The following is a 26,613-nucleotide window of genomic DNA, read 5'->3' as shown; positions in this document are numbered from 1 at the left end:
TCGTCAGGCGAAATCCTGACCTAATTATTTCCAATTTTCTTTTTTGGCTTTCTGCAACTTCCCATAAGCGTCCAGTAACGCCTGATGTTCCTTAAAGTTTTCCAAATTTTCATCACTTGCTGGAAGATTGTAGAATGGATTACCACCTTCAGCGATAGCAGCCCAAGCGTGTTTAACCGCATCTTTACCATACATTTTCTCAAACACTGCACGATATTGTGCTGGGTCGCGATTTTGATCTAAATGTAATTCAATGATGGAAATTAATGCGCGGTAATAATTCACACGTTCTGTAGTGAATACGGAGCTGTTCATATTCAGCGTCCAGTTTGCCCAATCTAATGCTTGTTCTAATTCACCTAATGCTAGGTGGAGCATAGATTTTAATTCACCCACGCGTAAGGTTGTCCAGCCGCTATTTTTAGGTGCAACGATGCCGATAAATTCACGCACGCGAGTTGCATCGTCAATATCTTGTCCGTCTAATTCATCTAATAATTCTTGATAGGTTTCCGCATCGTGATGCCAGTTTGGTAAATCCAGTAAAATTTCGCGCCAATCCATGCCCATATTGTTGTTGGCGTAAATTAAATCGTCTACAGGATAAATATCAGACATGCCTGGCACAATAATACGGCACGCATAGACATCTAAATGGTTGTAATCCATTATGTAAACTTCTTTTTCATCGGTACGGAAAATTGCCATTAAATTATTGTATTCTTCCTGCGTGGTACCACTGAAATCCCAATCAGCAAATTCATAATCAGGCGTTTCTTTAAATAAATCCCAAGAAATTAAACCGCTTGAGTCAATAAAGTGGGTTTCTAAATTAGCGTGTTCAGCCACATCATCGTTATTGAAAGATGGCGGAGAGAAAACATCTAAATCTTTTAAACTACGACCTTGTAAAAGTTCAGTTACCGTACGTTCTAATGCTACTTGGAAATTTGGATGTGCACCAAAAGAGGCAAAGCAAGTACCGTTATTCGGATTGAGTAGCACCACACAAATAACAGGGTATTTTCCGCCAAGTGAAGCATCAAACGCATAAATTGGGAAGCCTTCTTCCTCTAATTTTGCAATGGAAGCCTGAATAGATGGATAGCGATCCATAACAGATTTTGGAATTTCTGGCAGACTGATCGCTTCGGCGATAATTTTGTTTTTCACATAACGCTCAAAGACTTCTGACAAGCCTTGTACGCGTGCTTCAAATTTTGTATTGCCCGCAGACATCCCATTTGAGACATAAAGGTTGGCAATAATACTTTGTGGAATGTAAACGGTTTGTTCGTCCGATTGACGAATATAAGGCATCGCCACGATCCCACGATCATAATTGCCAGATTGTAAATCGACTAATAATTCAGGCGTAAGCTCAGCATTAGGATCGAAATAATCCAATAAATAATCATCTAAAATGCCATTAGGCAGTAAAGCATCATCTTCAATCGGGAACCATTTTTCATTGGGATAATGAACAAAATCGCCGTTTGCAATTTCTTGTCCTAAATAGAAATCGGCAAAGAAATAATTAGTGGAAAGACGCTCAAAATATTCACCAAGGGCAGAGGCTAACGCCGCTTTTTTGCTTGCCCCTTTACCATTCGAAAAACACTGCGGGCAGTCTTTATCGCGAATATGTACAGACCATACATTTGGCACAGGATTTAGCCAAGATGCCTCTTCAATATTAAAACCAAGTGCGGTCAATTTTTGCTGAAATTTTGCAATACTATCTTCTAATGCGGCATCTTTGCCGAGGATAAAGGTTTGTTCAGACATAAAGTACCTTATTAATGTCGTTAAAAATTGTCGTATTCTAGCAAAATTTGATCGTTAGTTATAACTTTCTAATCTATAAAGTGCATTTTATTTCTTTTTATTTATTGCAAAAACTTCGTATTATTTCTCACACAAAGCACATCTATTTATATTTATTTAGGAGAAACACAATGTCTAAATTTCAAATTCATACTATTGAAACTGCACCAGAAGCTGCAATAGAGGCTTTAACTGCGGTAAAAAATACAAATGGTTTTATTCCTAATTTAATTGGTGTATTAGCCAATGCTCCAACTGCATTAGAAACTTATCGTACCGTAGGCGGAATCAATGGTCGTAATAGCTTAACGGCAACAGAACGTGAAGTCGTGCAAATTACCGCCGCAGTGGTCAATGGGTGTGGGTTCTGTGTAGCAGGTCACACCAAAGTTGCATTAAAAGTGTTGAAACTAGAAGAAGAGTTGGTAAACCAAATTCGAGCAACGGCTCGCATTGAAAGTGACAGCAAATTAGATGCTTTAGCCCGTTTTACCCTTGCAGTGATGTTACAAAAAGCAAAATTAACAGAAGCGCAATTAAATGTCTTCTTTAGTGCAGGTTATACACAAGAGCAAGCAATTGATGTTGTGTTAGGGGTAAGTTTAGCGACACTCTGTAATTATGTGAATAATCTTGCGGAAACACCGATTAATCCTGAATTACAAGCGTTCGCTTAATTGGTAATAATGTTTGAATCAATTTAACGGCAGATAAATCTGCCGCTTTTTATTGTTTTAAGGAAATGTTTCTCTAGCTGTTACACTTACTATAAATTGCTCAATAAGTTTATTTTATTTCTAGTGACTTAGGTGACGTTTCTTCATTTGGTTATTTTAACCTAATCAAGTTTTTAGTTGTTATTTGGAGCTGTCTAAACAAGAAAAATTTGGTCGCTTTGGCATTCCAGTTTACAATCATTTATTCCTCCATCACAAATGAAAAAGACGATTATGTTATTTGCTTTGCCTGCGCTGAATGATAACTACATTTGGCTTTATCAACGAGAAAATCTGCCTCTTATTATTGTCGATTTGCCTGAAACGGACAAGCTGTTTGCATGGCTAGATAAGCAAAATGCAACGGTTGAAGCGGTATTGCTTACTCACGAACACGATGATCATACACAAGGTGTGTCGGCATTTAAAAAACGTTATCCAACAGTGCCGATTTATGGGCCGCAAGAATGTGAGAAAAAAGGTGCAACTCAAATTGTGAACGAAGGGAAGATTTTTACCACACATTATCAAATTGATGTCATTCCGACGGGTGGACACACTAAACAGCACGTTAGTTTTTTAGTGGATAATCATTTATTTTGTGGTGATGCGTTATTTTCTGCAGGTTGCGGACGTGTTTTCACCGGTAATTATGCGCAGATGTTTGAAGGTTTGCAGCGTTTGAATAGATTGCTTGACGAGACGATTGTTTGCCCTGCTCACGAATATACATTAGGAAATTTAGCGTTTGCGGAAACGGTGCTGGTGGAGAAAAGTGCGGTAGAAAAAAGTGCGGTGGAAAAACAACGTATTTTTGTTGAAAAACAGCGATCTGAGAATAAACCTAGTTTACCGACCACTTTAAAACTTGAGCGAGAAATTAATCCGTTTTTACAAGCAAAAACACTTGAAGAATTTACCGCACTTCGCAAAGCAAAAGATATTTTCTAAGTTATCTTTTTATTGGGTGTAGCGCAAAGTGCGGTGATTTTTTAAATTAGCGGGTTATTTCTTTCTCGCTAACATCGTGGCAAATTTCATTTTAATACGATTGCCGTTTTCATCGGTTTTGTGTAATTCGCCCATATTTTCGTTATATTCTAAGAATTCCCAATCTTTGTAATATTCTTTCAATTCGTTTTCAGCGAAGGTGAAGGAGAATGGAAGCGGGCAAGGCACATCATCAGTGGACATCGCTGCAACGATTAAGTTATACCCACCGACATTGGTATGTTCTTGCATATTTTTAATGATTGATGGCACACGTTCACGATTTAAGAACATAAACACCACTGTTGAAACAATGAAATCGTAGTTTTCTTGAATATTGGCAGCGTTAATATCATAAAGTGCGGTAGAAATATTAAGGTTTTCTTTCTCTTTGGTTTCATTTAAAAAGGCAATGCTGTTTTCATTGTGATCCCAAGAGGTCACATCATAGCCTAATAAACTTAAATAAAGTGAATTACGCCCTTGGCCGCAACCTAAATCTAATACTTTACAAGGCGAGATAATTTTTGCTGCATCCACCACATCGCCGTGAGTGGCAGTCATATTGTATTTTTTACTGAAATAATCTTCTTTTTTGCAATAGAAACCTAGGGTACATTCTAAATCATCTGAAAGAGCTTCAACACGATGCCATGCTTGAGGTTCGACAAAAGGAATCTCGCTTTCTGAGGTAAAAATATGCTCAGCAACAACATCGCCATTTTCGGTTAGCTCATAAAATTTGAGTTTACCTTTTAATACGGTTAATTTCCCCCAAGTACCGACTTTTGTATTGTGCTTTTCTTGGAACATTTGTGGCAATTTGTCTTTTGTCCACACTGGCATTTGTTTATAGCAAATTAATTCGTTTTTCATAGTATTCTCCAAATAGATAAATAGTTGAGTGTTATAGTAGGTTATAAGTCATCTGTTTTCAACAAGAAAATAAAAGGGCAACGTAATGTTGCCCTCATTTAGATTGAATTGATTATTTTACTTGCATGCCTGCAGTGACACCACTATCGGCTGATAATAAGAATAAATCACTACCGCTTGTTACTGCGGATAAAATCATTCCTTCAGACACGCCGAATTTCATTTTACGTGGTGCAAGGTTTGCCACCATAATCACAAAACGACCCTCTAATTCTTCAGGTTTATTGTAAGCCGCTTTAATGCCAGAGAAGACTTGACGAGTATGATCGCCAAGATCTAATTCAAAACGTAAAAGTTTATTAGATTCTGGCACCGCTTCGCATTTCAATACTTTTGCTACACGCATATCAAGTTTAGCGAAATCATCAATGGTGATGGTTTCAGCAATAGGTTCAACGGCAGAAAGTGCGGTTGGTTTTACTTCTGTTTTTTCTGCTGCTTTATTGGCTGCGGCAAATAAGACTTTAGTTTCTTCTACAACCGCATCAATTTGTTTTTTCTCTAAACGAGAGAATAAGGCTTTGAACGGTGTGAGGGTATGGCCAAGCAATGGTTGATGAATGTTCTCCCAACGTAATTCAGCTTGTAAGAAGGCTTCTGAACGTTCTGCCAGTTTGGGAAGAACGGGTTTTAAGTAAGACATCAACACGCGGAAAAGCTCAATTCCCATTGAACATACGGCTTGCAATTCTGCGTCTTTGCCTTCTTCTTTTGCAATCACCCAAGGGGCTTTTTCATCAATATATTTATTGGCTTTATCCGTTAATGCCATAATTTCACGAATGGCTTTATTGTATTCACGGCTTTCGTAATAAGCGGCGATTTGCTCGGCTTGAGCGGTAAATTCTGCAAATAATGCTTCGTCTTCCAGTTTATTTGCAAGTTTGCCTTCAAAGCGTTTCGCAATAAAGCCGGCATTGCGTGAAGCCAAATTCACTAATTTGTTTACAATATCCGTGTTTACACGTTGTACGAAATCTTCAAGATTAAAGTCTAAATCTTCAATGCGATCATTTAATTTTGCCGCATAGTAATAACGCAAACATTCAGGATCGATATGATTCAAATAAGTGCTGGCTTGAATGAAAGTCCCGCGAGATTTTGACATCTTAGCCCCATTCACCGTGACATAACCGTGAGTGAACACATTAGTCGGTTTACGATAGCCACTGCCTTCAAGCATTGCAGGCCAGAATAGACTGTGGAAATAAACGATGTCTTTACCGATGAAATGATAAAGCTCTGCGTCACTGCCTTCCGCCCAAAATTCATTGAAATCAATGCCTTCACGATTGCATAGATTTTTGAATGAAGCCATATAGCCGATTGGCGCATCTAACCAAACATAGAAGAATTTATCTTTTGCACCTGGAATTTCAAAACCGAAATAAGGCGCATCGCGTGAAATATCCCATTGTTGTAAACCGCTCTCAAACCATTCTTGCATTTTGTTCGCAATTTCAGATTGAAGTGAGCCAGAACGTGTCCATTCTTTTAACATTCCTTCAAATGCAGGTAAGTCAAAGAAAAAGTGTTCAGATTCTTTTACAACAGGTGTTGCGCCAGAAACAGCTGAACGAGGATTAATTAAATCCATTGGGCTATAAGTAGAAGCACACACTTCGCAGTTATCGCCATATTGATCTTCTGCTTTACATTTTGGGCAAGTGCCTTTTACAAAACGATCAGGCAAGAACATATTTTTTTCAGGGTCGAATAATTGAGAAATAACTTTGCTTTTAATAAAGCCATTGGCTTTGAGTTTATTGTAAATTTCTGCGGTGAGCTGTTTGTTTTCTTCACTGTGAGTGGAATGGTAGTTATCAAAACTAATGTTGAAACCTGCAAAATCACGAATGTGATCGGCTTTTGCTTTGGCAATTAATTCTTCAGGTGTAATGCCAAGTTTATCGGCATTCAACATGATCGGCGTGCCGTGCGCATCGTCCGCACAAACAAAATGGATTTTATTGCCACGCATACGTTGAAAACGCACCCAAATATCCGCTTGGATATGTTCTAACATATGGCCTAAATGAATTGCCCCATTGGCATAAGGCAAGGCGCAAGTGACTAAAATTTTACGGGGTTGAGTTGTCATTTATTATTCTCTTTTTTAGCATATAAAAATTGTGGACATCTTACCCGATACAGGGCTTTTTTTCTAGTTTGAAAAACTTTAACTTAACATACCGCACTTTCCGTGATTAAATATGCCCGACAAATTTACTCTACTAAACAGGAAGTTATTATGGCAACCTACTTTTCTGATAATTTGACTGCCGAACAGCAAAATCAAGTTCAGCAGATTATTCAACAATTTAAACATCCAACCCTGCAAAAGGATCTGATTGCGCTTAATACTTTGAAAAAAGTGGAAAAGGGCGGTGATACTTTACGTATTGAATTGCAATTACCTTTTGCGTGGAATTCTGGTGCAGAACAGTTAAAACAAGCGGTTTCAGATGCGTTGTTGAAAGCAACAGATTGCAAAGCTATTAAATGGGCGGTGACCTATCAAATCGCCACACTTAAACGTGCAAATAATCAACCAGCCGTAAAAGGTGTGAAAAATATTATTGCGGTGAGTTCTGGCAAAGGTGGTGTAGGGAAATCATCGGTTTCTGTTAATCTAGCTTTAGCATTACAAGCACAAGGCGCACGTGTTGGGATTTTAGATGCGGATATTTATGGCCCTTCTATTCCACATATGTTAGGCGCAGCGGATCAACGTCCAACTTCGCCAGATAATCAACACATCACCCCAATTAAAGCACATGGTTTATCTGCAAATTCCATTGGCTTTTTAATGAATGAAGACAGCGCAACAATTTGGCGTGGCCCGATGGCGAGCAGTGCATTAAGCCAATTATTAAATGAAACCCTATGGGATAGTTTAGATTATCTTGTTATCGATATGCCACCGGGCACTGGTGATATCCAACTTACCTTATCACAACAAATTCCTGTGACTGGCGCAGTGGTAGTGACAACTCCGCAAGATATTGCTTTGCTTGATGCGGTGAAAGGTATTTCAATGTTTGAGCGAGTATCCGTACCGGTATTGGGTATTGTAGAAAATATGTCAATGCACATTTGTAGCGAGTGCGGTCACCACGAAGCGATTTTTGGCACAGGCGGTGCAGAGAAAATGGCTGAAAAATACAATGTAAAAGTATTAGGTCAACTTCCTTTACACATTCGTATCCGTGAAGATTTAGATGTGGGTAACCCAACTGTTGTGCGAGTGCCTGAAAATGAAATTTCACAATCGTTCCTACAACTCGCAGAGAAAGTCTCTACAGAACTTTACTGGCAAGGTTCAGTAATCCCAAGTGAGATTTTATTTAAAGAAGTGAAATAATCGAAAAAAAGATAGGGCTGCATTTGCAGCCCTTTTTTAATGGGATTTATTTTTATCCCACCCATTTCACCACTTCATCCAACCCTTTACGGGATTTTTTCGCAATATCGCGTGAGCGGTAGCCGAAGGTTGCGGCGACAGAAACCGCATATTCTTGAGGATCGAATAATCCTTCTTCGGCGAGGCATTCATTCATTTTGTCGTAATGAAAACCTTCAATTGGGCAAGAGTCGATGCCAAGGGCGGCAGCGCCAGTAAGCATATTGGCAAGGGCGATATAAGTTTGTTTACTACACCAATCAAATAAAGTGCGGTCGCTTTCGAGCAATTTCATATCTTCTTCTTGCAAGGCTTTGTATTTTGCGAGGGCGGCTTGTTGTTGCTCTGCGTTCAAGCCTTTACGCGCCATCACATCCACAAAAAATGGACTGTCATAACGGGCATTTTTCTTCGCTAAAATCACCACAAGGTGACTGCAATGATCAAGCTGATTCATCATTCCCCAGCTAAAAGGTTTCATTTTTTCGCGTAGGGTTTTATTTTGAATCACTAAAAATTTCCAAGGCTCAGAGCCCACAGAACTCGGCGATAATCGACCGCACTCTAAAATACATTCAAAATCTTCATCACTGATTTTTTTTGTTGGGTCGTAATAACGTGTTGAGCTGCGTTGATGAAAGAGTTCAAGAACTTGTTCACGAGTAAGTTGAGTCATTTTATTTCCTCTTTTTTAAACAAAAATTTGGTGCCATATTAAAGATTAGTTTTTGCTAAAACAAGGGAAAGATTCTAGAATAGTCAGCACTTTTATCACAGAGGGTGCAAATAATGACAAGAATTGCAATTATTCCTGCGAGAGCGGGTTCTAAAGGAATTAAAGACAAAAATTTACAGCTTGTAGGTGGCGTTTCTTTGGTGGGGCGTGCGATTTTGGCGGCACAAGAATCGGGTATGTTTGATCAAATTGTGGTGACATCAGATGGTGAAAATATTTTAAAAGAAGCCACAAAATATGGCGCAAAAGCAGTGGCACGCCCTGAAAGTTTGGCGCAAAGTGATACACGCACCATTGATGCGATTTTGCATTGCTTAGAAACACTCAATATTTCACAAGGCACCGCCGCACTTTTGCAACCAACCAGCCCATTGCGCAATGCTTTAGATATTCGTAATGCGATGGAAATTTTCCTTGGCGGCAAATATAAATCCGTGGTTTCCGCTTGCGAATGTGAGCATCATCCTTATAAATCTTTCACTTTAGAAGGCACAGAAGTTCAGCCTATTCACGAATTAACGGATTTTGAAGCCCCTCGCCAAAAATTACCGAAATCTTATCGTGCAAATGGCGCAATTTATATTAATGACATCGCAAGTCTCTTTGAAGAAAAACGCTTTTTTATTGCGCCAATGCGTTTTTATTTAATGCCAACTTATCGTTCCATTGATATTGATTCCACACTTGATTTGCAATTAGCAGAAAGTTTAATTTCAAAAGAATTCTAAAAAAATTGGCCGCACGTTGCGGCCTTTGTTTTTTGATAAGCATATTTGCTTTTTCTTCCATGATATTTTCAAATATAAATTACTGTAAAGATCGTACCTACAAATTAAGTTTTATTGCTAAATCAGTAATATTATGGCTTTATCCTTCTAACCTCTTTTTAGAATCAAATTAGAGGTTATGTATCATTCTCCTGGAGGTACGCGATTTGTCCTAAATACCACAACATATTCGCAATGTTTTAAGCTGTTATTTTGGTATTCCAAAGTTAAACTGAAGTTCACATTTCTTCAAGAATAAAGGAAGGTTTTGGTCAATTTTGTTATATTTTTTGGGTATTCTCTTCGTGTGACTCCAAAAATTTCTATAAATAACAGGTATTAGTGTTTTTGTTTTTATATTTTAACGGAATAAGACAACTTTTCCGGCTCCCTCACCTTTTTTTCCTCTGCGATACCAAAATAACTTTCATCAAGCTCAATTTAATCATCAAAAATTTTTCGGTAAAACAAAATCTCTGAATTGGCTTGGATATTGAGTAAATCGGCTGTTGCTCAGGCTGTGGTTTCCAATAAAAAATTAAGGAACTTATTTTGATAGATTTCTTTAATTTACAATAAGTTATTTTTATATGGCTAATATACTTGCTAATCTGCATTAGCCTTAATAAGAAAGTATTTGAAGGTTATTTTGATAGGTATGTAGTAGATGAAATTTATGGTAATAAAAAAGCATAAGAAAAGACCGCACTTTATTAAAAGTGCGGTCAGAAATTTAAAGAAATTAAGCGGCGAACGGATCACGTAAAATCATGGTTTCCACACGATCAGGGCCAGTTGAAAGAATATCAATTGGTACCCCAGTTACTTCTTCAATACGTTTAATGTAGTTAATGCAGTTTTGTGGTAATTTATTTACATCTGTGACCCGGAAAGTATTTTCTTTCCAACCTGGTAATGTTTCATAAATTGGTTCTACACCTTCCCAATCCTTCGCTGCTAATGGTGCATATTCAACGATTTCACCATTTGGCATTTTGTATGCAACACAGATTTTAACTTCATCAAAACCATCCAATACGTCCAGTTTGGTCATGCAGAAGCCAGAAATAGAGTTTAGTTGGATTGCTCGGCGAATGGCGACGGCATCGAACCAACCACAACGACGTGGACGGCCTGTTACAGCACCAAATTCGTTACCTTTACGAGCAATTTCAGCACCCACATCATCAAATAATTCCGTTGTGAATGGGCCTCCACCTACACGAGTACAGTAAGCTTTGATGATACCAAGTACATAGTCTAAGTTACGAGGGCCAAAACCAGAACCTGTTGCAACACCACCAGCCGTTGTATTTGAGCTGGTTACATACGGATAAGTACCGTGGTCGATATCCAACATGGTACCTTGCGCACCTTCAAATAAAATGTGCTCACCATTTTTGCGTGCTGTATCAAGAATTGTAGTGATGTCTGCTACCATACCAGTGATTACATCGGCAATTGCCATTACATCATCTAAGGTTTTTTGATAATCGACTGGTTCAACTTTGTAGTAGTTCACCAATTGGAAATTATAGTATTCAAGGATGTTTTTGAGTTTTTCGGCAAAAGCTTCTTTATCAAATAAATCGCCTACGCGTAAACCACGACGAGCCACTTTATCTTCATAAGCTGGGCCAATACCACGCCCCGTTGTGCCGATAGCTTTTTTGCCGAGTGCTGCTTCACGGGCATGATCCATCGCCACATGATAAGGCAAGATTAACGGGCAAGCTTCAGAAATTAACAATCGTTCACGAACTTTAATACCACGGCTTTCAAGTTCGCCCATTTCTTTCATTAATGCTTCAGGTGAAACCACAACGCCATTACCAATTAAGCAAGTTACGTTTGGATGTAACATACCAGATGGAATTAAACGTAATACGGTTTTCTCTCCATTGATGATAAGTGTGTGACCTGCGTTGTGACCGCCTTGGTAACGAACTACGTATTTTACGCGATCCGTTAGAAGATCGACGATTTTCCCTTTACCTTCATCGCCCCATTGAGCGCCTAAGATAACAACACTTTTTCCCATAATTTCCGCCTTTTATTCGGTTAAATTAGTCAAATGAACAGCCGTTTACTTTACTCTTTTTCGGCTTTAATCTCAATGATATAAAAGAAAAAGTGCGGTGATTTTTCACCGCACTTTAGGCTTTCTACTTTATTCAAATAAAGATTTGTGTAACGAACGAACGACTTCATCAGCATGTTCACTTTGCACGAGCATACAAATATTGTTGGTGCTTGCGCCATAACTAATCATGCGAATGTTGTAAGATTGAAGCGTATCAAAAATACGTTTTGCTACACCGGAAGCAATGTGTAAGTCGTTTCCGATTAATGCGACTAATGACACGCCGGTATCGACTTTTACTGCACAATATTGACGGAGTTCATCTAATAATTCGGTTGAAAGTAATTCCGCTCCTGAAGATGCTGAGCCAGTTTTGTCTAATGTCAATGCAACGCTCACTTCTGATGTGGTGATTGTATCCACTGAAATTTTGTGTTTAGCCAAAATGTTAAATACATTCGCTAAGAAACCTTGCGCATGCAGCATACTTAAGCTTGAAAGAGTGAGTAAAGTTTGATCTCGGCGTAATGCAATTGCACGGAAAGTTGGACGAGGTTGAGGATCGCGAGTAACCCAAGTTCCGCCTGCTTCTGGTGCTTTACTTGAGCCCACATAAACCGGGATATTGCTGCGTACGGCAGGGAGCAATGTAGCTGGGTGTAGCACTTTTGCGCCAAAGGTTGCCATTTCAGCTGCTTCAGCAAAGCTCATTGTGTCGATGCGTTGTGCAGCAGGAACAATTCGTGGATCAGTTGTGTAAATACCCGCAACATCAGTCCAAATTAAAACGTCTTTTGCATTTAATACTTCTGCTAACAAGGCAGCAGAGTAGTCGCTACCACCACGGCCTAATGTAGTTGTTTTACCGCTTGGTTCACGTCCGATAAAACCTTGAGTAATGACTAATTCACCTCGGTCGATTAATGGTTTTAAAATGCTATCGCTGTTTGATTGAGTTTGTTCATCATTCGGTGCTGCTTTACCAAAATGGTTATTGGTTGCAACAATTGTACGCACATCAACCCAAGTGCCCGATGTGTTTTGTTCACGTAAAATCTCAATAAAGATTTGAGTTGACATCATTTCACCGTGACTGATGAGTTCATCAGTTAATGCAGGGGACGTTGCAAGACTGGCCGCTTCAGAAAGTGCGGTAATATTTTCAAGATATTTTTCAATAATCGGACGAACACGGCTGTCGTCTTTTAATTCATTTAAAATATTCTCTTGAATTTGACGGATTTCACCAATTAATTTTTCACGTTCTGTCGTTTCTACACCATTTGCCAAAGCGACTAATAAATTCGTCACCCCAGCTGATGCAGAAAGCACGACTACGCGCGTATTTGGATCAGCGATGACAATTTTTGCACAAGCTGTCATTGCCGCATGGTTGGCTACAGATGTTCCGCCAAATTTGGCGACTGAGAGATGGGACATAAGATACTCCATTGATGTTGTGTGTTTTTTTATATAATTAGCTATACAAATAACGAGTTAGCTTTTTATTGTCAAATAGATTTTGGTTTAAAATTTAGAGAGTGTTTGTTTTTTAAACATAACTATATTTAGATATGATCTTTGTCATAAATCTGATTATGACAAGAGAGAAAAATTAAAGCGTCAAACTAAATAATCTCGTTGGTAATTCAGACTATAAATGCGTAAAAAATAATTGATGTGTTTTATTAATAATCAAATGAAAGGGAAAATCCAAATATTTTAAAAAAAGTATTTGACGAGTATCCTCAAAATCAGCATAATACGCCCCGCAAAGCCGATATGGTTAGGCAAATTAAGGTAATGGCTACATAGCTCAGTTGGTTAGAGCACAACACTCATAATGTTGGGGTCGCAAGTTCGAATCTCGCTGTAGCCACCAAATTTGCGGGACTGGCGAAATTGGTAGACGCACCAGATTTAGGTTCTGGCGCCGAGAGGTGTGTGGGTTCAAGTCCCTCGTCCCGCACCATTTATCGCTTTGTAAGTCAAATAGTAGTTGGGGTATCGCCAAGCGGTAAGGCACCGGGTTTTGATCTCGGCATCCCTAGGTTCGAATCCTAGTACCCCAGCCATACTATCAAATAAATCTTCTTTATATCTAATCAAAGATTTCTCTGTTGGGGTATCGCCAAGCGGTAAGGCACCGGGTTTTGATCTCGGCATCCCTAGGTTCGAATCCTAGTACCCCAGCCATATTTTTGAAATTCTCATAGCTCTAGCAAAAGCTAGTTTTTTGCCTTATTTAAGGTTGTTTTTGCGATCCAGATCTCAAATACGTTTATTTGTAATATAAAGTAATATTCTATTAATACTATCTTGTTTTCCTGTTCATTTAGGAGAGCAATATGGAATTTTTTTACAATACATCATTATTTTCATTTTTGTTATTTTATTTGTAATTGGCTTATTTTCATCTAAATCAAGATCAACTCGCCCTAATGCAAAGAAGAGTCGTCTTTATCTTTCGACAGAAAACAAAATTAATATTGTGAATAAAAATGATCATTTTGATGTCGTTATATTGAGTAAGTATAAAAGAAAAGCCTTGATGAATAAGAGTGAATATCAACTTTTTCTTCGTTTAGAAAAGTTGTTGTCTAAAGGTTATCAAGAGTTCCGTTTTATTTACTCAGGTTTTAATGGGAGAGTTTTTAGAATCAATAGATAAAGAGGCCCATTTTGCGATAAATAGTAAACGAGTAGATTTTTTGATTGTAGATAAGAACGGCTGTGCCGTAATAGTAATTGAATATCAAGGGCAGGGACATTATCAGGATAATGCGGCGAAGCGTGATGCAGTGAAACGGGAGGCTTGTCGAAAGGCAGGGGTGATTTTTTTAGAATTTCAGCCAAACTATGGAAAAGCAGAATTAGAATTTATTGGTGAAAACTTAAAACGTTATTTGATAAAAAATTAAAGTTTAGGTATTTATTGAGAAATAATTAAAATACTCAGAACAAAAAAGCTAAGACTGATATCTTAGCTTTTTTACTTTGTTCAAACTTGTGAATTACGCGCGTTTGAAGTCAATGTGAACCAATTTTGGTTTGAATGGGTGACGTTGCATTGCTTGTACTTTAACTGCAACTTCTTTACCACCGATCACTAAAGTAATCACTTCAGAATAGAAAGATTCATGTGCTTGCGCGTTGTTTAATTCATCGTGGTTTAAGATGATTGAAACTGGCTCTTCGCTACCACCATAAACGATTGCAGGGATTTGACCATTGTGACGCAGGCGGCGGCTCGCACCCTTACCTTGCGCTGTACGAACTTCAGCGTTAAATTTAAATGCCATTTTAATGTTCTCTTTAAATTAATGTTAAAAGAAAGAAAATTGCAGGCGACCCAGCAATTTTCCAAATATTGTTCTCAAAGACAAGCACTGCACTGAGCCACGCTTTGAGACGGCGAATTATAGAATATCCCTCTTTTCAAAGCAAACTTTTTCTAGGTTTTTTACCCTGAAAAGATTAGAATGCTTAGCAGTTTTTTATGATATTCATTAAAAAATAAAGTAGGAAAATTATGGAATTTCTGATTGGATTTTTTACTGAGTACGGCTATTGGGCTGTTCTTTTTGTTTTAATTATTTGTGGATTTGGCGTGCCGATTCCAGAAGATATCACGTTAGTTTCTGGCGGTGTCATTGCGGGGCTTTATCCAGAAAGCGTGAATTCACATTTAATGTTGCTAGTCAGTATGATTGGTGTACTTGTGGGCGATTCTAGTATGTATTGGCTTGGTCGTATTTATGGCACAAAAATTTTACGTTTTCGCCCAATGCGTAAAATCGTGACATTACAACGTTTAAGAATGGTGCGTGAAAAATTCGGCCAATATGGCAACCGAGTGTTATTTGTCGCACGTTTTTTACCCGGTTTGCGTGCCCCAATTTATATGGTCTCTGGCATTACTCGCCGTGTCAGTTACACACGTTTTGTCTTAATTGATTTCTGTGCTGCCATTATTTCTGTGCCAATTTGGGTTTATTTAGGCGAACTGGGCGCAAAAAATTTAGACTGGTTACATGCTCAAATCCAAAAAGGTCAAATGGTAATTTATGTGCTTATCGCTTTACTTGCCCTATTCCTTTTCTGGAAATGGAAAAAATCGAAAAAACAAGCGAAGTAATCAAACAAAAGAGCGGTTAAAAAATTCTGTGTTTTTTAGCCGCTCTTTTTTATTTTGAATCTAAGTATATTGGCTTTATTTGATCACTTAATTCAACTCAAATACCCAATTTTGACATAGATTATATATTTACCTTTTCAATAATCATCAAAAAATTTGATTTTCATCAATAAAATTTTTCTTTAAATGAGTAAACTTCACGTACCTCTTGTTAGGTATGGTTGAATAAATAAAATTTTTTAAGGAATGTCACTATGAAAAAAACAGCATTAACACTTATATTAGGTGGGATTTTATTAGCAGGTTCAGCTGTTGCACACGAAGCTGGAAGTGTTGTGGTACGTGCCGGTGCAATTACTGTTGATGCAAATTCAAGCTCAAGAACTCAAACTGCTATTGATGTAGGATTAAAAGTAAAAAATAATACTCAACTAGGTTTAACTGGAACCTATATGTTAACGGATAATATTGGTGTGGAATTATTAGCTGCAACGCCGTTCTCTCATAAAATTCATGCGAATGTGCCTGCACTTAATCTTGATTTAGGTCGAACAGCAATCGTGAAACAATTACCGCCAAGTTTATATGCTCAATACTATTTCTTTAAAGCGGATTCTGTTGTGCGCCCTTATTTAGGTGCTGGTTTAAATTATACTCGTTTCTATCACACAAAATCTGTTCACCCTGCAGTGACTAACTTAGAAGTGAAAAAACATTCATTTGGTCCTGTGGCAAATGTCGGTATAGATGTGAAATTGACTCAAAATGTTTATTTTAATGTTTCAGCATGGTATACACATATTAAAACCACGGCAAAATTCCAAGCACTTGGTGCAAATCATGAAGTTAAGTTAAAACTTGATCCAATGGTGTACTTTGCGGGCATTGCGGTGAAATTCTAATTTCATTGATAAAACAAAAAAGAGCAGTTAAAAAATTCTGTATTTTTTAGCCGCTCTTTTTATTTCAATGGACTACAAATTTCTCGCTTTTAAATAATTTTCCACTGTATCCACAATGGCTTGGGTCTGTGGATCAATTTCTATATTCACGATATCGCTCACTTTACGTTGCCCCATTAAGGTTCGTTGCAAAGTTTCAGGAATTAAATTCACACAGAATTGTGAACCTTTTACTTCGCCAATAGTGAGGCTAATGCCATCTACGGCAACAAATCCTTTCGTTAAAATATATTTCATTACATCTGCGCTTGGCAGCTCAAACCAAATTTGTCGGTTATTTTCACTAGCGATAATGTTTGAAATTTTTGCCGTACAATATACATGGCCAGATAATAAATGTCCGCCGATTTCGGTTCCCATTTGCATGGCTCGTTCGATATTTACATTATCACCTACTTTCAACAAGCCAAGATTCGTAATTCTTAAGGTTTCTTGCATGAGATCAAAGCTAACGAGATCGCCGTTAATTTCAGTCACGGTTAAACATACACCGTTATTTGCCACCGATGCGCCAATTTCTAGGTCTTTACGCATTTCAGGTGGTAATTTTACCACTTGTGTTCTAAAATTAGCCTTTTCTGTAATTGAATGAATAGGCGCAGTGCCTTGTACAATTCCGGTAAACATATTTTCTCCTTTTCTAAAAATTTTTCTTAGTATATCAAATTTATGAATTTTCGTCTTTTATCCCAATATCACGCTGATATTAAAAAATTAATTAAAATTTCTTTACCCATTTTGTTAGCGCAAATCGCACAAAACTCAATGGGACTAGCGGATACCATTATGGCTGGTCGAGTGAGTTCTACTGATATGGCAGCGATTTCTGTCGGCGCATCTATTTGGATGCCATTGGTGCTTTTCGGTCAAGGTTTATTATTGGCGCTCCCACCGACTATTTCTTACCTAAACGGTTCAGGCCAACGCCATCGCATTGCCCATCAAGTTCGCCAAGGCATTTGGCTTGTGTTAGGCGTGAGTATTCCTTTAGGTTTGCTGATTTATTTCTGTGAAATCCCGCTGCAATATATGCAAATGGAAAGCAAAATGTCAGATTTAGCACGCGATTATTTACATGCGATGTTGTGGGGATTGCCTGCTTATTTGATGCTGATTAATTTTCGTTGTTTAAATGATGGAATTGCCAAAACCAAGCCTGCAATGGTCATTACCTTCTTAGGTTTACTGCTGAATATTCCGCTTAATTACATTTTTATTTATGGAAAATTTGGTATGCCTGCTTTTGGTGCGGTGGGCTGTGGTATTGCGACAGCCATTGTAAACTGGGCAATGTGCTTAATGATGATGTTTTATTCCTACACGAATACTCAAGAACGTTCGCTAAAAGTATTTAGCCAATTAATTGAAATGCCGAATCCGAGAACCCTAAAAAAATTATTGCGTTTAGGTTTACCGATTGCGATTGCACTTTGTTGTGAAGTGGCGTTATTTGCCCTCACTTCGCTAATGCTTTCTCCGCTGGGCTCAACTATTGTGGCGAGCCATCAAATTACATTGAATACCAGTTCTTTCATTTTTATGTTCCCCCTGTCAATTGGTATGGCAACAACGATTTTAGTCGGACAAGCATTAGGGGCTGGCTCACCACAAAATTCGAAAAAAATGAGCTATGCCGCATTATTGTTAGGGCTAACGGTGACAATCATTACCGCATTAATTACGATTTTCTTCCGTTATGAAATTGCCTCTATTTTCGTAACCGATGAAATTGTCATCGCCATGGCGGCAAATTTATTATTATTTGCTGCACTTTATCAATTTTCAGATACCGTTCAAATGGTAGTTGGTGGCATTTTACGGGGCTATAAAGATACCAAAGTCATTTTATATATTACCCTTTTCTCTTATTGGGTAATTGGTGTGCCACTTGGTTATACGCTCGGTCGTACAGATTGGCTTGTGCCACACATTGATGCGAAAGGTTTCTGGATTGCCTTTGTGGTCTCACTCACTTTCGCCGCAATCTTGCTTTCTTTGAGAATGAAAAAAATGCAAGCTATGAGCGATAACGCCATTTTACAACGTTTAGAAAAACTCAAATAAGGAACTTTATGCAACTTCCAGCTTTACAATCGGCAAAATTAATTCGTCGTTACAAACGCTTTCTTGCGGATATTGAACTACCAACTGGTGATGTGATGACAATCCATTGTGCCAATACAGGCGCGATGACTGGGTGCGGTGAAAAAGGTGATATAATTTGGTATTCACATTCCGATAGTCAAACCCGCAAATATCCTCACTCTTGGGAACTTACTCAACTTGAAAATGGGCAACTTTGCTGTATCAATACGCATCGTTCTAATCAGCTTGTCTTTGAAGCACTGCAAAATAAGCAAATCAAAGAATTAGCAATGTATGAGGAAATTTATCCTGAAGTGAAATACGGCGAAGAAAATAGCCGAATTGATTTCTTACTAAAAGGCGAAGGCTTACCCGATTGTTATGTGGAAGTGAAGTCCATCACCTTAGTGAAAGGAAATTTAGGCATGTTCCCCGATGCGGTTACTACGCGTGGGCAAAAACATGTCCGAGAATTACTGGCAATGAAAAAACAAGGTCATCGCGCAGTGGTACTATTTGCTGGGTTACATAATGGTTTTGATCGTTTCAAAATCGCAGAATATATCGATCCCGAATATGATCGCTTATTAAAAGAAGCAATGGAACAAGGCGTTGAAGCCTATGCTTATGCGGGTAAATTTGAAATTTCTAATGGAATTCCTACCGCACTTTCCTTAACAGAATCGGTGCCTTATATAAAATAATATTTTTTGAGAATTATTTTCATTTAATTATTGACAAGGTTATTGATAACAATTATCATCTAACTATTCCAACAACAATATTAGATAATCACTCCAACATTCCCGCCTATTTCCCCACAAATAGGCGTTTTTTTTATTCACAAATCGTCAAGAATCCCTATAATAAAACCTTTCAAAAAACATAATTAGGAAATAATAATGACTGACATTAATACCGTTCTCGCGGAACTAAAGCGCGGTACTGATGAAATCCTTTCAGAAGCGGATTTAATCGAAAAACTGAAAGAAAATCGCCCATTAAAAGTAAAATTAGGCGCCGATCCAACCGCACCAGATATTCATTTAGGGCATACTGTTGTATTAAATAAATTACGTCAATTTCAACAACTCGGTCATGAAGTCTATTTCTTAATTGGTGATTTCACTGGAATGGTGGGAGATCCATCGGGAAAAAACGCCACGCGTCCTCCACTCAGCCGTGAAGACGTATTGCGTAATGCTGAAACCTATAAAGAGCAAATTTATAAAATTCTCGATCCACAAAAAACTAAAATCGTCTTCAACTCTGAATGGTTAAGCAAACTTGGTACAGAAGGCATGATTCGTCTTGCAAGCAACTACACCGTTGCGCGTATGCTTGAACGTGACGACTTCAAAAAACGCTTTAGTAACAACCAACCCATTGCAATCCATGAATTTATTTATCCATTATTACAAGGTTATGATTCCGTTGCATTAGATGCAGATGTGGAACTAGGTGGTACAGACCAAAAATTCAACTTACTTGTTGGTCGTGAATTGCAAAAATCAGCAGGCAAAAAACCACAGGTTGCGATTACACTCCCGTTACTCGTTGGCTTAGACGGCGAGAAAAAAATGTCCAAATCACTTGGTAACTATATCGGCGTAACGGAAGCACCAAGCGACATGTTCGGTAAAGTGATGTCAATTTCTGATGAACTCATGTGGGATTGGTATAACCTTCTTTCATTCCGTCCATTAAGTGAAATTGCACAATTAAAATCAGAAGTAGAAAACGGCAAAAATCCACGTGATGTAAAAATCTTATTAGCAAAAGAATTAATTGCACGTTTCCACAATGAAGAGGCAGCAAACGCCGCAGAACAAGAATTTATTAATCGTTTCCAAAAAGGCGCGATGCCTGATGAAATGCCTGAATTTACGTTTTCTGGTGAAATTGGTTTAGCCACCTTATTAAAAGAAGCGGGACTTGTGCCTTCTACTTCAGAAGCAATTCGCTCTGCTCAACAAGGCGGTGTAAAAATCAATGGTGAAAAAGTCGATAACGTAAAAGACAATGCACCGAAAGGCACAAATGTTTACCAAGTGGGTAAACGAAAATTTGCGCGTGTAACGGTTGAATAAAGTAGATACAGATAAATAATGTAAATAAAAAAATACCGCACTTTGGCAATAAAAGTGCGGTATTTTTCATTGAAATTTTAATTTAGTTAAACATAGCAGAAATAGATTCTTCGTTGCTAATTCGACGAATAGCTTCTGCCAGCATGGAAGAAAGCGTAAGCACGCGAACTTTACCGATAGCTTTCATTTCTTCTGATAATGGAATGGTGTCAGTAACAACAATCTCATCGATGGCATCGCTGGCTAAGTTTTTGGCTGCAGCGCCAGAGAAAACTGCGTGAGTTGCATAAGCAAAAACACGTTTCGCACCACGTTCTTTTAATGCTTCTGCCGCTTTACAAAGCGTACCGCCAGTATCAATCATATCATCTACTAAAATACAATCACGATCTGCAACATCACCGATAATATGCATCACTTGTGCTACGTTTGCGCGAGGGCGGCGTTTGTCAATGATAGCCATATCGGTATCGTTTAATAATTTAGCCACAGCACGAGCACGTACAACACCGCCAATATCTGGGGAGACAACAATTGGGTTTTCAAGATCAGATTTTTTCAAAATATCGTGAATTAAAACCGGAGAACCAAATACGTTGTCTACTGGAACATCAAAGAAACCTTGAATTTGTTCTGCGTGTAGGTCGCAGGTTAATACACGGTCAATACCAACAGTTGAAAGTAAATCAGCTACAACTTTAGCGGTAATTGGTACACGTGCCGAACGAACACGACGATCTTGGCGAGCATAGCCGAAATAAGGAATCACGGCAGTAATACGACCAGCAGACGCTCGACGTAATGCATCTACCATCACAATCAATTCCATCAAGTTATCATTGGTTGGTGCACAAGTTGATTGGATGATAAATACATCCGCACCACGCACATTTTCATTGATTTGAACTTGAATTTCACCATCGCTGAAACGTGCGACCGTCGCATCGCCTAGTGAAATATATAAACGTTCAGAAATACGTTTTGCAAGTTCAGGTGTTGCATTACCCGCGAAGAGTTTAATGTCAGGCATTTTATAAAACCTCAGGTTTAGATTGTCGATGAGTATAAGTTGATGATAGCTGCTTCAACATTGCGTGCAAGGGAGAAACATTGAGTCCTTTAGTGACGAAACCAAAAAATTCTTTTGGTTTTTGTCTAAATACCGCTTGTGCCTCTGCCTCATGCTCAAATTCAGCAAAAACACATGCTCCCGTTCCTGTTAATCTTGCCGGCGCATATTGTAGCAACCAGTTTAGCGCTTTTTCAACGTTTGAATAATGATTTATCACAATTTTTTCGCAATCGTTTACATAAGATTCGCTCAAAAGTTGTTCTAGGGATTTTTTCGGTGTATTACGTGGTAAATTTGGATCTTGAAATATCGCAGCCGTCGATATTGAATCATCGGGTTTTAATACAACAAACCATTTTTCGGCAGGTTCACAATAAGTGATTTTTTCCCCTACACCTTCAGCAAAAGCAGCATGTCCATGTACAAATATTGGCACATCAGCGCCTAGTGTTAATCCTAATTTTGCCAGTTCATCAATGGATAAATTGGCTTGCCATAAATAATTTAACGCGACTAATGCGGTTGCTGCATTGGATGAACCACCACCGACACCGCCTCCCATTGGAAGAATTTTGTCTAAATGAATATTTGCACCTAATTGAATATTGGCTTTTTCTTGTAAAAGTTTTGCAGCTCGATAAATTAGATTATTTTCCGTTTTTAGATTTGGAATTTCTGGGGTTAAAACAATTTGATTATCTTCTTCACGGATACTCATTTCTAACCAATCGCCGAAATCTAAAAATTGGAAAAGTGTTTGTAATTCATGGTAGCCGTTCGGCAATTTTCCGTTGATATAAAGAAATAAATTCAGTTTGGCTGGGCTAGGGAAGCGCAATGGCTTCCCATTTGATTGTGTTGTATTTTGACAAAGTGCGGTAGAAAATTGATGTGATTTCATTAATGTATTCATTAGTAAATCCACTCATCCACGCGAATTTTTAGAGTTTGTTTCGTGCTGTCATTTTTTAGCAGAATATTTTCAGGCATCGAATTATTTGAGTGATAGGTTAGATAATCTGCTGTCCATTGAGAACCATCCACATGATAAGTAAATGCGCCAAGTAAATGGTTGGTGCCCACTTGATAATCCGCGTTCATTGCCGGTTGGCCTTTCAACCAATAAGCTAAATGTTCTAATGGCACATCCATGCCAATGATCTCTTGTAATAATAGTTTCGCATTGGCTGCAGATTGTTGATTACCGTTGTTATCGGAAATTGTCATACCGCTTTGATGCATTTGAATCCAAAGGGTAGATTTACTGATCAAAGAATAGAGTTTAAGTGTATAAGATTTTGGATTTTGGTATTGCCATTCAAAGCGGCTAGAAAAACGTTCTGTAGGACTGATATAACCAATTTGTCCTTTAGCTTGATAGGATTGAATTTTTTGAATCTTTTGTAGATGCTGTTGCCATGTGGCATCCGTTTTATCGATGTATTGCACGTTAACTGGACGTTCAGCATCCATCGTACAGGCTGTAAGTATGCTGGTTACAAAAAGTGCGGTGAGAAATTTAAACGTTTTCATATTATTCATCAAGTTAATAAGCTCGCGTATTTTAAGGATTTAGTTTAATTGAGTAAAGTTACTTTTATTTGTTAATTTTGGGGGTAATTTGCTTTTGTTTGTTTAACCGCTAAGATTCTTCGTTTCGTCAATTCATTTCTAATTTCTTGTTTCTCAAATCCATCAGCAATAACTTGCTGTACATCTACTTCATTTGCCGCTTGTAATAATTGATTGATGTAATCTATTTGTGGATAGTCTTTATTTTCAAAACCTGTTCTTCCTCGAGTATCAGCTAAACATACTTGTAGAAATTCTTGAAAGCGTTGTGCTTTTCTCCACACATCAAAACGATTAAACAGCGTTATGACGGTTTCAGCTCGAAGCTCGAAGGCTTTGTGAATATGCGTGTGAAATTCACAAGTCAGTTCTGCAAGTTCTTGAAAATAACTTGGGACTTTCAAGCGTCTGCACAATGATCTAGTCGGTTTTATGCCAGCTTGTTCATGCCCATAATGATGAGGAAGAATATTTTGAGGCGTAAGAGCCTTGCCAAGATCATGACAAATTGCGGCAAAACGGACTGCACTTCTGTTTAGGATAGGATTATTTTCAGTCAAATTAACCGCTTGTTTTAATACCAGCATGGTATGAATAAAACTATCTACTTCTGGATGATGTTTTACTGGATTTGGTACGCCATAAAGGGCATCGATTTCAGGAAATAAAACTCTTAACGCACCTGTTTTATGTAAGGTTTCAAAATAAATTTCAGGATTTTTTTCGTTTAAGGCTTTTTCTGTTTCTAGCCAAACGCGCTCGGCGGTGAGATGTTGTAATTCTCCTGATTGGGCAAGTTCTGCCATTAGAGATAGTGTTTCCGAGGCAATTTTAAAACCGAGTGAATGATAACGGGCTGCAAAGCGTGCTACGCGTAATACTCGTAAAGGGTCTTCTGAAAAAGCAGGAGAAATATGGCGTAAAATTCGATTTTCTAAATCTTGTTTTCCGCCATAAGGATCGATAATTTCACCTTCTTCACTTTGAGCCATCGCGTTAATGGTGAGATCTCGTCGAATTAAATCTTGTTCTAATGTGATTGTTGGGGAGAAATCACAAATAAAGCCCGTGTAACCTGCACTAGATTTACGTTCTGTTCGGGCAAGCGCATATTCTTCTTTTGTTTTAGGATTGAGAAAAACTGGAAAATCTTTGCCTACTTGTTGATAACCGAGAGAGAGTAGCGTAGCAGGGACTGCGCCTACCACAATCCAATCACGATCTTTTACTGGTAACCCCAATAATTGATCGCGAACAGCCCCACCAACTAAATAAACTCTCATTCGTGATTATGCCCAGCCATCACGACGGCGACGTTTTGGTAACACATAAGGAATGAGCAAGCCGAAGAGTAAGCCTACACCCAATACTGAACCGCCATAAATAAACCATTGAATCGCAATTTCTCGTTTACCTGCATCAAGCATCGCTTCTAAATCACGATTTTTATTTTTGGTCATTTCAAGTTCACGTTTCAATTGTGAATTTTGTTCTAAAAGATCCGCACTTTGTTGTTCAGCTTGTTTGGTTCGACGTTGCATTTCGACGGTACGTTGTTGCCAATCGCCATCTAAACGATTAAGTTTTAAGGTTAATTCTTGAACTTGGGCTTTTAATTTTGGATTTTCTTCTTTACTACTTGGCGTGCTGCTTAAGTCTGAGTTTAAAATCCAAGCTTCACGATTTTTATTGTCGCGAATGAGTGTGTATTTGCCTTGGCGATCTAATACATTCACCGCTTCGCCTGCTTGAATTGAACCTGCAATTTTAAATTGTTCACCAGCACCGCGGCGTAAGAACGTACTGAGATTTTCAGTAACATATTGCGTTTCTGCATGAGCAGTTGCAATACCTGTACCAAGTAAAGCGCAAGATAAAAGTGTATTGTAGATTTTTTTCATGCTTTCTCCTTAAAAATAAAAACAACAAAAGTGCGGCTGAATAAACCGCACTTTTTGTTGCAATAAATTAATTAAACACCGCACGTAGTAAATAGAAGATAATAATTGCGAAGAATGCGCCGGCTGGTAAAGTGATTATCCAAGAACTAATGATGTTTCGGATAACCGTTAAATTGAGTGCCGCGATACCGCGAGCAAAACCGATACCTAAAATTGCCCCAACAAGAGTTTGTGTTGTTGAGATCGGCAAGCCTGTACCTGAAGCAACTACAACGGTCATCGCAGTAGCAAATTGAGCTGCAAAGCCACGGCTTGGCGTTAAATCAGTGATTCCAGATCCAACAGTCGCCATCACTTTTTGTCCCATAGTAATTAAGCCTACAGCAATACCTAATGCACCTAGTGGTAAAATCCACCAAGTTAAGGCTCCGCCTGAAACAATTTTACCGCCTTGTTCAACTATTGATACAACCGCTGAAAGTGGACCAATTGCATTGGCTACATCATTTGAACCATGAGCGAAAGCCATCGCACAGGCTGTTAATAACATTAAAATGCTGAAGACTTTTTCTACCGCACCAAAAGTCCCTTTGCTTGCAGATTGAGTGAATGTTTTGCTTTTAAAATAGAAATGGAAAAACAGCATGCCTACAAGGCTAATGATAAGTGAAATGACTAAAGTTTCTTTATTGGAAAGATTTAAACCAACATGTTTTAAACCTTTTGTCATGGTTACGATACACAACACAAATACGGTTATCCCCATGTAATAAGGGCCATATTTTTGTGCATTTTTCAGCGGATGTTCGGTATCAAAAATAAGTTTTTGCGTACTTGCAAAGATTGCATAGGCGAGAATACCTGCAATGACAGGTGTGATGAACCAGCTACCAACGATGCTACCAATATTTGACCAATCTACTGCGCCAGGGCCAATCGTAATACATGCAAATCCAATAATTGCACCGATGATAGTGTGAGTACCTGAAACTGGCCAGCCCATTTTGGTTGCGATAAATAACCAAGCGCCAGATGCAAATAAAGCAGATAGCATACCTAGTGCCAAAATATCGGGCGTATCAACAAATTGCATTGGATCGATTACGCCACTTTTAATCGTTTCTGTTACTTCACCACCAGCTAGATATGCGCCAGCGGATTCAAAAATTAACGCGATAATAATTGCTTGTTTGGCTGTTACAGTACCAGAACCTACGGATGTACCCATTGAGTTTGAAACATCATTGGCTCCGATACCGAAAGCCATAAAAAAGCCGAAGGCTGCTGTAATCCACACCAAGCATGAACCATATTGACTAATAACTTCCATAGTTA

Annotated in this window: 24 protein-coding genes, 4 tRNA genes and 1 pseudogene; 14 read left to right on the top strand and 15 right to left on the bottom strand. The window is 38.4% G+C overall.

Going from position 1 to position 26,613, the window contains the following annotated elements:
* Positions 1-24: 24 nt before the first annotated feature.
* Positions 25-1,788, bottom strand: coding sequence for a 30S ribosomal protein S12 methylthiotransferase accessory factor YcaO (ycaO, locus tag AAX18_RS07900; protein WP_046953496.1), 1,764 nt, complete (start codon positions 1,786-1,788; stop codon positions 25-27).
* A 170-nt stretch (positions 1,789-1,958) separates the two neighbouring features.
* On the opposite strand from ycaO, the gene AAX18_RS07895 reads away from it, so the two are divergent.
* Both AAX18_RS07895 and gloB read left to right on the top strand, forming a co-directional pair.
* The gene (locus tag AAX18_RS07895) at positions 1,959-2,504 is read left to right on the top strand and encodes a carboxymuconolactone decarboxylase family protein (protein WP_046953495.1); all 546 of its coding nucleotides are present in this window, start codon (positions 1,959-1,961) and stop codon (positions 2,502-2,504) included.
* Positions 2,505-2,777: 273 nt separating this feature from the next.
* On the top strand, positions 2,778-3,494 hold the full coding sequence (gene gloB / locus AAX18_RS07890) for a hydroxyacylglutathione hydrolase (RefSeq protein ID WP_046953494.1): 717 nt from the start codon (positions 2,778-2,780) through the stop codon (positions 3,492-3,494).
* A gap of 54 nt (positions 3,495-3,548) precedes the next feature.
* On the opposite strand, the gene tehB is transcribed toward gloB, so the two are convergent.
* Positions 3,549-4,409, bottom strand: coding sequence for an SAM-dependent methyltransferase TehB (tehB, locus tag AAX18_RS07885; protein WP_046953493.1), 861 nt, complete (start codon positions 4,407-4,409; stop codon positions 3,549-3,551).
* Between the two features lie 112 nt (positions 4,410-4,521).
* Positions 4,522-6,570: a methionine--tRNA ligase gene (gene metG / locus AAX18_RS07880; RefSeq protein ID WP_046953492.1), complete on the bottom strand. Its 2,049-nt coding sequence runs from the start codon at positions 6,568-6,570 to the stop codon at positions 4,522-4,524.
* A 150-nt stretch (positions 6,571-6,720) separates the two neighbouring features.
* Here metG and apbC point away from each other — a divergent pair, with 150 nt between their 5' ends.
* Positions 6,721-7,833, top strand: coding sequence for an iron-sulfur cluster carrier protein ApbC (apbC, locus tag AAX18_RS07875; RefSeq protein ID WP_046953491.1), 1,113 nt, complete (start codon positions 6,721-6,723; stop codon positions 7,831-7,833).
* A gap of 52 nt (positions 7,834-7,885) precedes the next feature.
* On the opposite strand, the gene AAX18_RS07870 is transcribed toward apbC, so the two are convergent.
* Entirely contained in the window at positions 7,886-8,548 is a 663-nt protein-coding gene (locus AAX18_RS07870) for an NAD(P)H-dependent oxidoreductase (protein ID WP_046953490.1), read from the bottom strand.
* 113 nt (positions 8,549-8,661) lie between these two features.
* Here AAX18_RS07870 and siaB point away from each other — a divergent pair, with 113 nt between their 5' ends.
* Positions 8,662-9,336, top strand: coding sequence for a 5-acetyl neuraminic acid cytidyl-transferase (gene siaB, locus AAX18_RS07865; protein WP_046953489.1), 675 nt, complete (start codon positions 8,662-8,664; stop codon positions 9,334-9,336).
* A gap of 247 nt (positions 9,337-9,583) precedes the next feature.
* On the opposite strand, the pseudogene AAX18_RS08950 reads toward siaB, so the two are convergent.
* The 3 genes and pseudogenes from AAX18_RS08950 to lysC all read right to left on the bottom strand — a co-directional run bounded on the left by AAX18_RS08950 (position 9,584) and on the right by lysC (position 12,898).
* Positions 9,584-9,965: pseudogene (locus AAX18_RS08950) on the bottom strand (hypothetical protein).
* Positions 9,966-10,117: 152 nt separating this feature from the next.
* Entirely contained in the window at positions 10,118-11,416 is a 1,299-nt protein-coding gene (gene purA, locus AAX18_RS07860) for an adenylosuccinate synthase (protein WP_046953488.1), read from the bottom strand.
* 129 nt (positions 11,417-11,545) lie between these two features.
* A complete protein-coding gene (gene lysC, locus AAX18_RS07855; protein ID WP_046953487.1) occupies positions 11,546-12,898 on the bottom strand; it encodes a lysine-sensitive aspartokinase 3 in 1,353 nt (450 codons plus the stop codon).
* A 365-nt stretch (positions 12,899-13,263) separates the two neighbouring features.
* On the opposite strand from lysC, the gene AAX18_RS07850 reads away from it, so the two are divergent.
* The 5 genes from AAX18_RS07850 to AAX18_RS09030 all read left to right on the top strand — a co-directional run bounded on the left by AAX18_RS07850 (position 13,264) and on the right by AAX18_RS09030 (position 14,379).
* Positions 13,264-13,340 (top strand) — tRNA-Met (locus AAX18_RS07850).
* 5 nt (positions 13,341-13,345) lie between these two features.
* Positions 13,346-13,430, top strand: a tRNA-Leu gene (locus AAX18_RS07845).
* Positions 13,431-13,458: 28 nt separating this feature from the next.
* Positions 13,459-13,533: transfer RNA gene (locus AAX18_RS07840), tRNA-Gln, on the top strand.
* Positions 13,534-13,579: 46 nt separating this feature from the next.
* Positions 13,580-13,654, top strand: a tRNA-Gln gene (locus tag AAX18_RS07835).
* Positions 13,655-14,100: 446 nt separating this feature from the next.
* Entirely contained in the window at positions 14,101-14,379 is a 279-nt protein-coding gene (locus tag AAX18_RS09030) for a DUF2726 domain-containing protein (protein WP_230599575.1), read from the top strand.
* 93 nt (positions 14,380-14,472) lie between these two features.
* Here the strand turns inward: AAX18_RS09030 and rplY are convergent, their stop codons facing one another.
* Entirely contained in the window at positions 14,473-14,760 is a 288-nt protein-coding gene (rplY, locus tag AAX18_RS07825; protein ID WP_005633680.1) for a 50S ribosomal protein L25, read from the bottom strand.
* A gap of 230 nt (positions 14,761-14,990) precedes the next feature.
* Between rplY and AAX18_RS07820 the strand changes: the two genes are divergently transcribed.
* Together AAX18_RS07820 and AAX18_RS07815 are read left to right on the top strand one after the other, a co-directional pair.
* Positions 14,991-15,596: a DedA family protein gene (locus tag AAX18_RS07820; RefSeq protein WP_046953486.1), complete on the top strand. Its 606-nt coding sequence runs from the start codon at positions 14,991-14,993 to the stop codon at positions 15,594-15,596.
* A gap of 254 nt (positions 15,597-15,850) precedes the next feature.
* Complete coding sequence (locus AAX18_RS07815) at positions 15,851-16,498, top strand: OmpW/AlkL family protein (RefSeq protein ID WP_046953485.1); 648 nt, start codon at positions 15,851-15,853, stop codon at positions 16,496-16,498.
* A 72-nt stretch (positions 16,499-16,570) separates the two neighbouring features.
* Here the strand turns inward: AAX18_RS07815 and ribE are convergent, their stop codons facing one another.
* Complete coding sequence (gene ribE / locus AAX18_RS07810; protein ID WP_046953484.1) at positions 16,571-17,185, bottom strand: riboflavin synthase; 615 nt, start codon at positions 17,183-17,185, stop codon at positions 16,571-16,573.
* A 42-nt stretch (positions 17,186-17,227) separates the two neighbouring features.
* On the opposite strand from ribE, the gene hmrM reads away from it, so the two are divergent.
* From hmrM to tyrS, 3 genes are all read left to right on the top strand, one after another.
* Positions 17,228-18,622: a sodium-coupled multidrug efflux MATE transporter HmrM gene (gene hmrM, locus AAX18_RS07805; RefSeq protein ID WP_046953483.1), complete on the top strand. Its 1,395-nt coding sequence runs from the start codon at positions 17,228-17,230 to the stop codon at positions 18,620-18,622.
* Between the two features lie 8 nt (positions 18,623-18,630).
* A complete protein-coding gene (gene sfsA / locus AAX18_RS07800; protein WP_046953482.1) occupies positions 18,631-19,347 on the top strand; it encodes a DNA/RNA nuclease SfsA in 717 nt (238 codons plus the stop codon).
* Positions 19,348-19,545: 198 nt separating this feature from the next.
* Positions 19,546-20,733 (top strand): tyrosine--tRNA ligase, encoded by a 1,188-nt coding sequence (gene tyrS / locus AAX18_RS07795; RefSeq protein WP_005625679.1) that lies wholly within the window; start codon positions 19,546-19,548, stop codon positions 20,731-20,733.
* An 82-nt stretch (positions 20,734-20,815) separates the two neighbouring features.
* Here the strand turns inward: tyrS and AAX18_RS07790 are convergent, their stop codons facing one another.
* From AAX18_RS07790 to AAX18_RS07765, 6 genes are all read right to left on the bottom strand, one after another.
* On the bottom strand, positions 20,816-21,763 hold the full coding sequence (locus tag AAX18_RS07790) for a ribose-phosphate pyrophosphokinase (RefSeq protein ID WP_005641811.1): 948 nt from the start codon (positions 21,761-21,763) through the stop codon (positions 20,816-20,818).
* Between the two features lies 1 nt (position 21,764).
* Positions 21,765-22,706 (bottom strand): 4-(cytidine 5'-diphospho)-2-C-methyl-D-erythritol kinase, encoded by a 942-nt coding sequence (gene ispE, locus AAX18_RS07785; protein WP_046953497.1) that lies wholly within the window; start codon positions 22,704-22,706, stop codon positions 21,765-21,767.
* Between the two features lie 11 nt (positions 22,707-22,717).
* Positions 22,718-23,338: a lipoprotein insertase outer membrane protein LolB gene (gene lolB, locus AAX18_RS07780; RefSeq protein ID WP_032825338.1), complete on the bottom strand. Its 621-nt coding sequence runs from the start codon at positions 23,336-23,338 to the stop codon at positions 22,718-22,720.
* A gap of 71 nt (positions 23,339-23,409) precedes the next feature.
* A complete protein-coding gene (locus tag AAX18_RS07775; RefSeq protein ID WP_046953481.1) occupies positions 23,410-24,660 on the bottom strand; it encodes a multifunctional CCA addition/repair protein in 1,251 nt (416 codons plus the stop codon).
* A 6-nt stretch (positions 24,661-24,666) separates the two neighbouring features.
* On the bottom strand, positions 24,667-25,278 hold the full coding sequence (locus AAX18_RS07770; protein WP_005625686.1) for a TIGR04211 family SH3 domain-containing protein: 612 nt from the start codon (positions 25,276-25,278) through the stop codon (positions 24,667-24,669).
* A 67-nt stretch (positions 25,279-25,345) separates the two neighbouring features.
* The gene (locus AAX18_RS07765) at positions 25,346-26,608 is read right to left on the bottom strand and encodes an inorganic phosphate transporter (RefSeq protein ID WP_005625687.1); all 1,263 of its coding nucleotides are present in this window, start codon (positions 26,606-26,608) and stop codon (positions 25,346-25,348) included.
* Positions 26,609-26,613: the final 5 nt, after the last annotated feature.

It is taken from the genome of Haemophilus haemolyticus (genome assembly GCF_001008205.1).
Taxonomy (GTDB): domain Bacteria; phylum Pseudomonadota; class Gammaproteobacteria; order Enterobacterales; family Pasteurellaceae; genus Haemophilus; species Haemophilus haemolyticus_Q.
This window is presented reverse-complemented; position numbering and strand designations above follow the sequence as displayed.